The following is a 12,542-nucleotide window of genomic DNA, read 5'->3' on the forward strand; positions in this document are numbered from 1 at the left end:
CGATCCCGGGATATGGCGAGAACGGAGTTTTCACCGGCAGCCATGGCTTGATGTATGACAACTTCGGAACGGTTATCTGGCGATTGATTTTTTGGCGGAACGTTCGCTCGCTTTCGGCGCCGGCAGCGGTATCGCGGAGAAAACGTTGTCAGGATCGAAGCGCTGCTTGACCTCCCGCAACCGGTCAATATTGGCGCCGTAGGCCAGCGCGATTTGATCGTGTTCGTCCGGACCCAGAAGATTGGCATAGCCGCCGGGCAGCGCGGCCGTCGCCAACACCCGCGACAGGTGACGCGCCCACTCTCGATGGACACCGCCATTTTGTTCGTCGCCGGGCTCCCACGCCGCGATAGCCTCGACCAGGAAATGTTCCCGCCGTATTCCGAAGGCGGATGCATTCACGGGAATCCGCGTCGGCGCACCGTGGAAATGATGTAGCGCAATCATCGTGAAGCGTGATGTTCTCTTGCTCCCGGCCGCGACCAGCGATACGATGACATTGGACGACAGTTCGGCGAGCCACCGTGTCTGCAGCGCATAGTGTCTGCCGTTTACTACCTCGGCATCGAACATCGCCAGATGATCGAGGCAGCTCATGACATCGATCCGGGTCATGATCGGCGTGCCCAGGTCTTTCAGACCGTCCATAACCTGCGCGCCTTCCGCGGGGTCGCCGCTCCAGGTTGGCGCGAGAAACAGCACCGGTACGCAGTCCGGTCCCGAGAGAACACCGGCTGTCACCGCGAATTCATCAGGAGCCGACGCAACCATTGTTGCGTAGCGTAGCAGTACTGTCTCGGCCTCGGACCATGGAAACAGAATCAGTCCTGCCAACAACTCACTAACCGGATGCAGGCGGATGCGCATCGAGGTCACGACGCCAAAATTGCCGCCGCCGCCGGACAAAGCCCAGAACAGGTCGGGGTGCTGGAACGCATCCGCGATGATGCTTCGTCCATCGGAGAGGACAATCTCGGCGCCAAGCAGGTTGTCGAGCGCGAGACCAAATCGCGGACTGAGCGGACCGTATCCGCCGCCGAGCGTGAGGCCGACCATGCCGACCCCGCCGCAATTGCCGGTGACGGCGGTTAAACCGTGCGGAGCCGCCGCGGCGACCACATCCTTGGCTCGGGCGCCGACTTCGACAGTTGCAACCCGCGCCGTTGCATTCACGGTTACCCGCCGCATCGCAGAGAGGTCGATGACCAGACCTTCGTGGCGCAGGGCTCGCCCGGCCCAGTCGTGCCCGCCGCCCCGCACCGAGAGCGGAAGCTGATGGGCCTGCGCAACGCGCACCGCCGCCTTGACGTCCTCCTGGGTCTCGCAGATCGCCAGAAGCGCCGGCCGGTGATCCACCGCACCATTCCAGATCTGCCGGGCGGATTCATAGGCATCGTCCCCGGGCACCACAACCTTGCCTCGCATCGCCGTGCGGAGTTCGCGCGCCGCGGCGAGTTCGGGCCTGGCTGTCTTGCGCATCGTTTCCATCTCAATCTCCCAACTGATGACGGGAGTGAGAATCGGGAGAACGCGCTACCTCGCGATTTCGGCAATGGAAAATTACGTTACGGCCGTAACAGTGCGCAGTGCGCTTTTCTCATGCGACCAGCAATGCGTTAAGGAACTGGTTGCCGAGCAGCGGGTTCGCGGTTCCGCGACCCACTCAATGCGCCAGGGAATATGCCGCCCGCGGGGGGCCCGGCGGTAGTTTCGCTTCACGCCTGTTCAGCTCCGAACAATGATCGAGCGCCACGGCGATTTCCGCAGCAACAATCGGCCAATGCACGACGTCGGCGATACCGGCCACCATGAGAGCATCGGCACCGATTTCTCCAGTCGATTTCGTCGCCAGCACGACCGGCAGACGGGGCGCGGCTTGATGCAGCGCGGTCGCCAGTTCAAGCGATGCAACAGTCGACCCGAGATGGCCGACGACCAGCACATCGAACCGCTCCGATGCTGATCGGCATGCGGCCAGCGCCGAATCCTTGTCTGTGAATCCGACGGGCTCATAGCCGAGGGCCGCCAACATCTCCTCTTCCCTCAGCAGCTGGCTGCTGTCGTCGGCCACCATCAATACGGTTTCGCCGCGTCCCAGTGCAAGCGCTGGCGCATCCACCTGAGGCGCCGGCGTGGCCGTCGCCAGGCAGCGCAGCCAAATCTCGAAACAACTGCCCACGCCCGGGGTACTCGCAACGTACATCGCTCCGCCATGCTCGCGCACGATCTCGCGTACCGTCGCCAGTCCGAGCCCGTTCCCACCCGAACGCGTGGTAAAGAATGGCTCGAAGATCTGAGCCATCGTGGGCCCGTCCATGCCACGGCCGGCGTCTCTCACCGCGATGCTGACATAACGGCCCGGTTCAAGCTCGCCATGGGTAAGGCGGCGCGCTTCGGAGACTTCGTGCACCGTGGTCTCGACCTCGATGCGTCCGGTATTTCCCATTGCCTGCGCCGCGTTGTTGCAGAGATTGAGGATCACCTGCAGCAGTTGGGCGAATTCGCCGGAAACGATGGCAGCCGCCGGCGGCTCATGGATCACGAGTTCCATCGTCGGCGGCAGCGAGACATTCAGCAGCGAGGCCGCCTCTGCAACCAGAGTCCCCGCGCTCAGGGCCCTCCGACTCGCATCGCGCGGGCGCCCGAAAGTCAGAATCTGATCGACAAGATCACGCGCCCGCTCCGCTCCAAGGCGTATCGCATCGAGACTGTGACGTGGCCGGGCATCGGAAGCGAGTTGCTCTTCTATCACTTCCGAATGGCCGAGAATTCCTCCGAGGATATTGTTGAAGTTATGAGCGATACCACTGGTGAATGTACCTACCGTCTCCATGCGGCGCGCCTGCTGCAGGCGCTGCTCCAGCCGGGCTCGTTCCTTTTCCATGGAGTGCCGCTCAACGGCGTGGACAATGGTATCGAGAGCCATGCGCAGGAGACTGAGTTCGCCGGCCGCCGTAATGCGGCAAGGCCGGCCAATCGCATCAAAACCCAGCACGAAGCCGGTACCGTCCTTGTCGACGTTGGTCACGCACGCCCATCCCCCGAGGCCAAGGGCAAGGCACGCTTCCTTGTTTACACCGGGAGGCATCCAATCGACGCGCGGAACCTGGATAATTCCATCGACGGCGGGGCCGAACCGGGCCGCAAGGGCCGGCGCGCGCTCCGGCCATCCCGGCGGAAAGCTCTTTCCCGCCTTGCACCAGGCATGCACCCGCGGGGTTGGACCGGACATCACAAAATAACCGCGGTCAGAGCCGACGCATTCCGCCATATCGCCGAGCGCCCGGTCAATCTCGGCACCGATATTCTGAGGCGGCGCGTTGATGAAACGCATCGAGATACCCGCGATCACATGCTCGAACGCGGCGCGGCGCTGAAGCACGTTCGCCCGCGCCCGGAGCCGCAGGCCAAGGTAAACCAGCAGCCCGACCAATAGCAGCGATGTCCCGTAAAGCGCCCGACGGAACTGTCGCGCGGTCGTCCTCGACGCGCTTTGGCGTATCAGGACCATGGTGCGAAGGCTGTCCTGGTCGCGCTTTCGCGGCAAAGCGCGCATCGCTTTCAACGTATTGTCGACGGCGGGAAGCAGGTCATGAAGCAGCCGTCCATGCGCCAGCAATCCTCCCACGACATCACCATCACCAGCTGTGGAAGCCCGCTGTAAGGCGAGTTCATCCAACCGATCCTTAACGTCGCGGACAGCCGCCGAAGAGGTATCGAGGGTGAGGTGCAGCATCGCGGCCGAGGCGGCAGTGACTGCCGGACCCAGATCCGATGACTCCAAACGGACGCCGAACCGTCCGAAAAAGGAAAGCGAATTGTGCAACAGGGCGTTGTCGCTCTTGAATTGTTCGACCAGTTCCTCCTGCCGGTCGATCGACGCCGCCAGTTGATCCACCGCCGCCGTCGTCTCGGTATCGATGGCCGCCGTCTTGCGCAATTGACCGAGCGAATCGTGCAGTGCGTTGATCTCCCAAACCAACGGATCGTAGTTGCGCAGCGTGCCGGCGCGCGCGCTGAAGACATCGCGATACAGTGCGCTTTCTATCATTGCGAAACGGTCGAGTTCGCCGAGGGCACGGTCGAACAGCTCCGCTTCCGGATTGATCGCGCGTACTGAGAGCCAGGTAAGCAGCAGAACGAGAACGGGAACCATCGCCGCGGCGGGTGTTACCTTCATGGTTGCGCTCCAGCGACAGGTGCGCCGCGATAGGTCCCGGTCAGCGTGCGCAGGAAGGCGACGATGGCATCGATTTGCGCGGCGGACAGCGTTCGATCCAGCTGCGCTGCGGCCATTTTGCGCACGGCCTCGTCAAGGGTCGGTGTGCTGCCGTCGTGAAAATAGGGCGCCGTCGTCGCGACATTGCGCAGGCTCGGTACCCGCACGATCTCCGGCTTTGCCTGGACGAGCGGGCGGAATATGCCCTGCCGCTCGAACAGATTGCCCCCGACATTCGCGCCCTGATGGCAAGAACTGCAGCCGAGCGACTTGAACAGTTGATAGCCGTCCAATTCCTCGGTCGAAAGCGCCGACGTGTCCCCACCGAGCCAACGATCAAACCGGCTGCCCGGCGTGAGCAAGGATTCTTCAAAAGTCACCAGCGCGTCCAGGAAGCTGGACCGATCCGGGGCCCGACCGTAGGCCGCGCGAAACTGCCGCACCATTTCCGGATCGGCGTTCAGCTTCCCGACAACCTCGTCAACGCTCGTCCGCATATTCGCCGGATTTTCCAGCGACGACTCGGCCTGGGCTGCGAGAGCCCGAAAATTACCCTCCCAGTTAAGCCGAAAGCTGAGCGCCGCATTGAAGACGGTCAGCGTGTCGAAGGGAGCGTTCGAACCGTCACGGGCCGTCATGGTTCGACCCCCGCCGGCGCCATTGGTTCGCAGGTCGTGACACGAAGAGCATGCGAGTTTTCCGTCACCGGACAGGCGTGGGTCGCCGAACAATCGCTCTCCCAGCGCCAATTTCCGCGGATCGGCCGCAGGCGGCGGCGGAATCGGTGTTATCGGTTCCTGGTCTGCCAACGGCTTTGCGTCCGGGGTCCGATTGTCGGAAACCTGCGCGGCCGACGCGGTCGCCAGAAGCAGCAATCCCAGACAGATCCACAGCAACCGGCAATGCGCGCGCAAGGCTGTCGGCACCACGGGCCCGCGCGCAAATGAAATTTTAAAATGGTGTGGCTGACACGAGGCCGGCGACCACGATCCTATCATTCCCGGCGACCTCCGCGCCCGGCAAGGTATTCGATGTCAGCGCAAGAAATTCCGGCGTCGTTCGGGGATCGATGGTTGAGAACCCGCGATACGGTCGCCAGCCGGGCACCGGGATCTCCCCGCCCGGATTGCGCACCGCCCGCCGGATCTCCGCCGTCTGCGGATTTGCCGGAGTCGAGAAAGCACGGATCCATCGCCACGGCATAGGCGGCGCAGCCCGCGAGAACCTCTGCGATCGTCCATGACATGACCACGAGCAGGAGACGCGGAAAGGCGACCTCGCCGCACGCGGCAAAGCCCAAGACTGCCTTCGTCACAAACCCGGTCGCGGCGCCGGCGATCGCGCGCCACGCCGTATGTTCCGCTGACGACGTCCGCAGCGTTTGGTTGTCGCCGTTGAGCCGATCCTGAGCCGGCGGGCGCGGAAGCTGGCGGTATGATCGGCCGCGCAGCCACGCGGCGCCGGATTGTCCACCGGGCGCGGTGCGGGCTTCCGCCGCAGAGTATCGCCGAGATATTGCTTTCTCGTCTGTGTATTTGGCGTGCGTGAGCGACGATGGCTCGCCAGCTAACCGGTTCTGGAACTGCATGGACCTCTCCCAAGAGCTGTTGGCTCGGGAGATTCTGCCTTGGCTATATTGCCGCATCATTCCAGTGCGTGAGATTGAGGTTACCGCCGTAACGCGGCGCGCCGCTGTTCCGCTTCGGGAGGCAGGTCGCCCTGCGAATTGCGGGGTTCGCCCCGCGGTCTCCTCCCGTTGCCTTCGACAGGCCGTCATCAGAGTTGTTCGACGGGCAACGCAAACACATAGCCGACGCCGCGTTCGGTCAAGATCACGCGCGGCGCATTTGGATCGGTCTCCAGTTTACGCCGCAAGCGCAGCACCTGCACGTCGATGCTGCGGTCGAAGACATCTTCATGGATGCGGGTTGCCTGCAGAAGATGTTCGCGGGAGAGCGGTCGTTGCGGGGCATCGAGAAACGCGATCAGCAGGCCGTATTCGCCCTTGGTCAGCACGACCTGCGTTCCGCTGGAATCGCTCAGCCGCCGGCTGCGCCGATCGAGCTGCCAGACGCCAAACCGGCAGCGGCCTCTTTCCGAGTCGCGCTGAACGGTCGCTTGTCCGGCTTCCCGCCGCCGCAGCACCGCCCTGATGCGCGCCACAAGTTCTCTCAAACCGAAGGGCTTGGTGATGTAGTCATCCGCGCCCAATTCCAGTCCGACCACGCGGTCGATCTCATCGCGACGATGTCCGGTGGTGATGATCACCGGAACATCGGATCGCGAGCGGATCTCACGCAGCAGGTCGAGCCCATCCTCCTGGCCAAGCCGCAGATCGAGGATGACCAGGCTGGGTTCGTCGCTGGCGAACAGGCCGGCTACTTCCTCGCGTCCCGAGGCCGAGATGGCGTGGATGCCGTGTTCTCTGAGGTAATTCATCACCAGATGCCGCATGGTGCGGTCGTCTTCGACGACAAGGCATGTCGGCTGGCTTCGTTCCACCCTGTTGTGTTGCTCGGACTGGTTGAATGACTCGGCGCCATTTCTGCCAAGTGCGCTTGCTTCGCTGCGCGCGGTTTGGCTGCCGCGGTTGGCTACGATAAATTCGGCCCTCACCGTCATCTGCACTATCTCCGACGCCATTAAAAAATAAAGCTATCGAACACCGCATACTGCATTGCAGCACATTACCAGAGACAATCTCCATCGTTAGTAACATTGACGCGATGATCAGAGTCGGACTATTCCTAGCAGAGTGATCACTTACTCGGGGCGATGGGATGGCCGACGGCCAAAACGCCGGAATCAGCCGGCGTGAGGAATATGCGGAAGCGACGCGGTGCGCGATCGTGGCGGCGGCCCGTCGGCTGTTCAGCGAGCGCGGCTATTTTGCGACCAAGGTCGACGATATCGCTGCCTCGGCGCGGGTAGCCCCTGCGACCGTTTATGCCGTGTCCGGAGGCAAGCAGGGCCTGCTACGCACCCTGATGGAGACCGCAATCACCGATCCGATCGTCCAGACGACCATCGGACGCGTTGAGGAGCTGGACGACCCTGCGGCCATTCTCAGCCTGGTTTCGGCCACCGTTCGAAATATGCGGGAGGAGTCCGGCGACGTCATGCGTGTGCTGCTCAACACCGCGCCGCACGACAAGGCGGTCTTCGAAAACCTGGCCATTGCCACAGCCCGTTACCGCAGCGCTTTCGAGCCGATCGCCCGGCGTCTCATGGATCTGGGCGCCTTGCGTGAGGATCTCGAACTGACCGACGCGATTGATGTGTTCTGGTTCTATTTCGGCTATTCCGGGCTGTTCACTCTGCATGACGAGAATGGCTGGAGTTTTGAGCGGGCTGAACACTGGCTCTGCCGCGAGGCCAGCAGAGCCTTGCTGCGCGACCACACCTCGCCCCAAGCCGGCAGAAAAACGCGTTGATCGCGGACGCCGCCAAGCTGATCGCGATCGACGGCTGCAGCCTCGACACTCGGGAGTAACGACCGCGCCATTGGGAACTGCCACCTGCGATGTTTCGTCGAACGACGGCGCAGGGCCCTTATCCTCAGCCCGTCAAATAACCAGCGCGTCAAAAAAATTCGGAGGTGGCCACCGATGTTGCGCGCAGTCCCCGAAGGGGACCTTTGTCACAACCGGCGGTCCACCTCCGTGGAAATACGGAACTGTCGCTTTCGCTTATTTGCGGGCCGCGCAGGCGTACATGTTGATTTCCATGCCGACCGGCACTTCAACGATTTTTGGAGTCTTCCAGGCCATTGAGATCTCCCTTGCTGCCGGGACGACAGATTGTCATCCCGGCACGACGATAGGACCGCCTCCAAAATATCGCAAGCGGACATCTGCACGCCCACTATCGCGAACGACGGTTCCAGTGGGCGTGGGAATTGCGGCGCGATATGACAGGCGACCGAAGTCCACCATGCCGCGGTCTCGATAGCCCAGAAGTTTGCGACCGTGATATCAGCCAGATCGGTCCGTTGTACTGGCTATATTGCGCGCAATCGTTGGCGCGGTTACGATGCAACCTTACCGTGTATCGAAAGCCGGGCGATCAGAGAGGAAACGGACATGAAAGAAATATCTGGTGCTGCTATCGCCATCTCGCTGCTTGTCCTGACGGCCGCCTCTGCTTCCGCGCTCGAATCCAATATCCAGGGCTCATCCACCGCTTCTGCGGATGCGGTCTGGGCGAAGATCGGCGATTTCTGCGGCATCAGCAATTGGCTCCCGGCGATCGAGAAGTGCGCCCTATCGGCGGATGGCAACATCCGCACACTATCGATAAAGGGCGGCGGAACGGTCATCGAGAAGCTTGAGAACCGCGATGATGCTGCCCGCTCCTACAGCTATTCCATCGTCGAAGGAGAGCTCCCGGTCGCCAATTACATATCGACGATCAGCGTTGCAAAAGCCGGCGCGGGGTCGACCGTTATCTGGAGCGGTAAATACGACGCCAACGGCGCCAGCGACGTCGACGCCAAAAAGCTCATCGACGACATCTTTCAAACCGGCGTGGATGTGCTTGTGAAGTAAAGCTGAGCCGCCCGAACCGAGCGTGGCTGTCCTGAGCGCCTCGCGCCGGGGCGGTCGCCGCAAGCGATTCAACGGCGGCCGCCTGGCTTATCGATTCCAGTAAGCATATCCCGCCCAACCCAGCGCCGCGGCCCCGGAAATCCAGATCGCAACGATGACAATCGCAGCCCCCCTGCTGCGCGGACGCTGCCTGGCCTCGTCCGCCTTGGTACGATACTCAGCCATCACTTCATTCGGGATCAGCGACACCACCACCGCAATGCCGAGCGGCACGATGATCAAATCGTCGATATATCCGAGGACCGGAATGAAATCCGGAATGAGATCGACAGGTGAAAGCGCATATCCTGCGACGGCGATCGCGAGCGTCTTGGCATACCAGGGCACGCGGGTATCGTGGGCCGCCAGATACACCGCGTGCGCGTCCCGTCGCAGCCCGCGCGCCCAGATTTTTATGTCGGTGACCAGAGAGCGGACGGGGGCGGCACGGCCGCTCGTCATTTCAGCTTGCACTTGGTTTCGGGACGATCGAGACCGAGGGTGTCAAGCGCCGATGATTGATGAAGAAACCCCTCCTGGGGCGACACCGACACGGTATTTCTGCCATCGAACAGCAGGATCGGCTGCCGCAGCTGCAGGTTCCAGTCACGGACCGTCAGCTTCTGGCCCTTGAAGGCCGCAACCGAAAAATCGGGGCTTTTGATATAGGCGAGCATCTTGCCGGAATCGCCGGAGCCGCTTCGCACCGCCGCTTCACCGATCATGCGGACCGCCGTCCAGACCTGCATGTCTTGCGCCGTCATCGGACGCTGAAATTGCTTGGTAAAGCGGTTCTGCAACTGCACCGCGCCCCATTGATCGAATGCCGCATTCCATGTGGTGGGCACGAGACCGGCCGAGCCGGCGACGGGACGGGCATCCCATGTCCGGTACGGCAGATAGCCTGCAAAAACCTCGCTCTCATCGGCCGCAATGAGCACGTCGTGTTCCGGCGCGCCCTGCGTTACCACCGGCATCTGCCGCTGAATTTCCGCTACGCCGCTGTCGGTGCGCCGCGCGCCGCCGGTGTCCTTGAATTCGCGCTGCTCGACGATCTTGGCACCGAAACGCGTCGCCGCATGGCGCAATGCTTCGGCAAACAGCACATCGTTTGGGTGCGAGCCTGTCAGCAGCATCCATTTGGTCCACTTCTTCCAGACCAGGTATTGCGCGAGGCCGTCGGCGAGCATGGAGCGCGTGGGAGCAACATGAATGACGTTGGCGCGGCAATCCTGCTCGCGCAGGCGCTCGTCCAATGCGGACGCGTTGAGCAAGGTCACGCCGCGCGCCTGGCCCGCGTCCGCAACTTTCAGCAGCCGATCCGCATCCAGGCTGGTGACGATGAAGGAAGCTCCCTGGTCGGCCAGCGCATTCATGGCCGTGACCGGATCCTCGCCCTCGGCAAGCAATTTCTCGATCAGCGTATAGTGCTGATTAAGGAAGCGGCCGGTGGTATTGTCGTCCTCAATGGCCAGTTGAGCGCCGGCGAGACCGTCGTTGCCGGCCGGCACATCGATCAGCGATATCCGGATTCGCGATGGCGCCTCGCGAAGGTAGCCGATCTTGATCTCCTGCGGCTGATCGGACAGGCCAGTTCCGATCGAGGCCAAGAGTGCGCAGACAGCAACCAGAAGCCGGAGCAAATTAAGCCTCCCAATGCGATGATCAGACGAACCCCGCGGCTCGACTGCACCGCAACATTGCGAATCCACGCGTGTTGTCGCGCCGAAGTGGCGATCACGGTCGATGCTGGCATACCGGCCTGTTTTTGATTGGTTCCCGCTCGCGACCGGCAGGATACTCCATTCACCGTATATCGCAACGAGATGCCGAATGCAGGCTGCGCACCTCGACACAGACATTCGACACAGACAATTGTCTAATCGAACAGGTCGGCATCAAATAGGCATTGGGTTGCCAGCGGGGAAAAAATCTTTGCATGATCGCCGGACCCGGAACCCTGGAGAACGCCACATGTCCGATGTACGCCGGATCGCCATACTTGGCCTTTCCCTGATCGGGCTTTGTCTTTCGACTGATTCTGCTTTCGCCTTCCTTGCCTATATTTCCAATGAGAAGGGCAACTCAGTCTCGGTGATCGACACCGACAAGATGGAGACGATCGCCACCGTCAAAACCGGGCAACGGCCGCGCGGCATCAAGGTCTCCCCGGACGGCAAATCGATTTTTGTCGCCGTTGGCGACGACGACACCATCGAGGTCATCGACACCAAGAGCCTGAATGTCGTCGGCGATTTGCCCTCGGGCCCGGATCCCGAACAATTCACTCTCGATCCCCAGGGGAAGCTTCTCTACGTCGCCAATGAAAATGACGCCATGGTGACCATCATCGACGTGCAAAAGCGCGCAACCGTCGGCGAGGTGTCGGTCGGCATCGAGCCCGAGGGCATGGCGGTCAGTCCGGATTCCAAGGTTTTGGTATGCACGTCGGAAACCACGAGCATGGTCCATTTCATCGACACCACGAGCCGCCAGATCGTCGGCAACCTGCTGGTCGGTTCTCGTCCGCGTTTCGCGGCGTTCAAAGCCGACGGATCGGAGTTATGGGTGAGTTCGGAAATCGGCGGCGGCCTCGCGATCATCGATCCGGCAACACGGCAACTCAAGCAAACGGTAAATTTCGAAATCCCGGGCCTGCGGTCCGAGGCGATCCAGCCCGTCGGCATCAATATCACCCGGGACGGCAAGCTTGGCTTCGTCGATCTGGGGCCCGCCAACCGGGTCGCGGTGGTCGACGGCGTCACCCATGCCGTCTTGAAATACCTGCTGGTCGGTCAAAGGGTTTGGCACGGCGCCTTTACGCCGGACGAGAAATATCTTCTGGTCGCCAATGGCGTCTCGAACGACGTCTCGGTTATCGACGTCGCGAGCCTGCGGGTCATCAAGTCGATCCAGGTCGGTGAATTGCCCTGGGGTGTGGCCTTCGCCCCGAATTGAAAAATCGAAACGTGCTGCCACCGAATGGACGCAACCGCGGCGCCCTTGGGCACACGCCCACGAGAGCCAATCAAATTTGCCGCTTCTGGCTGCCTGGATAGTCGCAACTCCATTTCGTCGCGATCCATCCGGGATGCTGACCGATCCACTGCGCGATATAGGGCTGGGCAGCCATCATGCATTGATTGAGCGAACCATCGAAGGCGAACTGAAGATATTTTTCTTCGCAATGGGCCGGATTGGCGATGGCGCAGACAGTCAGGATGATTTCAATCAATCTGCCCTCCATTCATTTGCTTTACCGTTATTACGCGCAATTCCACCTGACGTTTCAAGTTTTGCCGAAAAGCAGCCTCTTACCCTCCCCGGAACCGCCGCGTTGCCGACATAACGACATGGCGAACGCGCGGGAACACGGCGGCGCGCCCACCCACGGTGGTGGATGGCTGCCCCACACGTCTCGAGTACCATCGCGAAACGTAGCGGAGCGGGTCACCGAATACTTGATCGGCTCGGTCGAGCCCTTATTGCCTTTCCGCATCGCAAACTGTACGGCGGCCACTCGTGCAGAGAGGAGCTACCAAACCACCGGCCTTGACATTGGACGCGAGCGTGCAATGTTTCAGGCATACGCTTGCTTGAGTTTTTGCGCTTTGCCGCGCTCTGGACAGGTGACGCTGTGAATGCGTTCCATCGTCAGCGAGCTTTTGCCAAACCGACGATGGATCTTTCAAAACCGTAAATTGTCCAGGCCCAAGAAAAGTCCTCGAGTGGAGGAA

General features: G+C 61.6%; 12 protein-coding genes. 4 read left to right on the forward strand and 8 right to left on the reverse strand.

All coding sequences use genetic code 11. The annotated features are described in order from the left end of the window. Positions 1-72: 72 nt before the first annotated feature. From B5527_RS29920 to B5527_RS29940, 5 genes are all read right to left on the reverse strand, one after another. Entirely contained in the window at positions 73-1,488 is a 1,416-nt protein-coding gene (locus B5527_RS29920; protein ID WP_197689228.1) for an FAD-binding oxidoreductase, read from the reverse strand. A 175-nt stretch (positions 1,489-1,663) separates the two neighbouring features. Next, positions 1,664-4,180, reverse strand: coding sequence for a two-component system VirA-like sensor kinase (locus B5527_RS29925; protein ID WP_079604720.1), 2,517 nt, complete (start codon positions 4,178-4,180; stop codon positions 1,664-1,666). Beyond that, positions 4,177-5,028 (reverse strand): cytochrome-c peroxidase, encoded by an 852-nt coding sequence (locus B5527_RS29930; RefSeq protein ID WP_245332762.1) that lies wholly within the window; start codon positions 5,026-5,028, stop codon positions 4,177-4,179. Before B5527_RS29930 ends, B5527_RS29925 begins: the two co-directional genes overlap by 4 nt. A 185-nt stretch (positions 5,029-5,213) precedes the next feature. Further along, the gene (locus B5527_RS29935) at positions 5,214-5,807 is read right to left on the reverse strand and encodes a hypothetical protein (protein ID WP_079604722.1); all 594 of its coding nucleotides are present in this window, start codon (positions 5,805-5,807) and stop codon (positions 5,214-5,216) included. Between the two features lie 188 nt (positions 5,808-5,995). Next, a complete protein-coding gene (locus B5527_RS29940) occupies positions 5,996-6,841 on the reverse strand; it encodes a response regulator (protein WP_079607615.1) in 846 nt (281 codons plus the stop codon). Positions 6,842-7,068: 227 nt separating this feature from the next. Here B5527_RS29940 and B5527_RS29945 point away from each other — a divergent pair, with 227 nt between their 5' ends. Continuing rightward, positions 7,069-7,653, forward strand: coding sequence for a TetR/AcrR family transcriptional regulator (locus B5527_RS29945; protein ID WP_245332314.1), 585 nt, complete (start codon positions 7,069-7,071; stop codon positions 7,651-7,653). Between the two features lie 255 nt (positions 7,654-7,908). On the opposite strand, the gene pqqA is transcribed toward B5527_RS29945, so the two are convergent. Then, entirely contained in the window at positions 7,909-7,989 is an 81-nt protein-coding gene (gene pqqA / locus B5527_RS29950) for a pyrroloquinoline quinone precursor peptide PqqA (protein WP_009031067.1), read from the reverse strand. A 198-nt stretch (positions 7,990-8,187) separates the two neighbouring features. Here pqqA and B5527_RS29955 point away from each other — a divergent pair, with 198 nt between their 5' ends. Beyond that, positions 8,188-8,766, forward strand: a complete 579-nt coding sequence (locus tag B5527_RS29955; protein ID WP_245332315.1) for an SRPBCC family protein — start codon at positions 8,188-8,190, stop codon at positions 8,764-8,766. 87 nt (positions 8,767-8,853) lie between these two features. Here B5527_RS29955 and B5527_RS29960 read toward each other — a convergent pair whose 3' ends face one another. Continuing rightward, a complete protein-coding gene (locus B5527_RS29960) occupies positions 8,854-9,267 on the reverse strand; it encodes a YkvA family protein (RefSeq protein WP_079604725.1) in 414 nt (137 codons plus the stop codon). Next, positions 9,264-10,448: an ABC transporter substrate-binding protein gene (locus B5527_RS29965; protein ID WP_245332316.1), complete on the reverse strand. Its 1,185-nt coding sequence runs from the start codon at positions 10,446-10,448 to the stop codon at positions 9,264-9,266. The genes B5527_RS29960 and B5527_RS29965 overlap by 4 nt, the downstream gene beginning before the upstream one ends. Before the next feature lie 331 nt (positions 10,449-10,779). On the opposite strand from B5527_RS29965, the gene B5527_RS29970 reads away from it, so the two are divergent. Together B5527_RS29970 and B5527_RS47865 are read left to right on the forward strand one after the other, a co-directional pair. Then, the gene (locus tag B5527_RS29970) at positions 10,780-11,763 is read left to right on the forward strand and encodes a PQQ-dependent catabolism-associated beta-propeller protein (RefSeq protein WP_079604727.1); all 984 of its coding nucleotides are present in this window, start codon (positions 10,780-10,782) and stop codon (positions 11,761-11,763) included. Positions 11,764-11,896: 133 nt separating this feature from the next. Continuing rightward, complete coding sequence (locus tag B5527_RS47865) at positions 11,897-12,154, forward strand: hypothetical protein (protein ID WP_154072612.1); 258 nt, start codon at positions 11,897-11,899, stop codon at positions 12,152-12,154. Positions 12,155-12,542 lie beyond the last annotated feature (388 nt).

The organism is Bradyrhizobium erythrophlei, assembly GCF_900129425.1.
GTDB lineage: Bacteria > Pseudomonadota > Alphaproteobacteria > Rhizobiales > Xanthobacteraceae > Bradyrhizobium > Bradyrhizobium erythrophlei_C.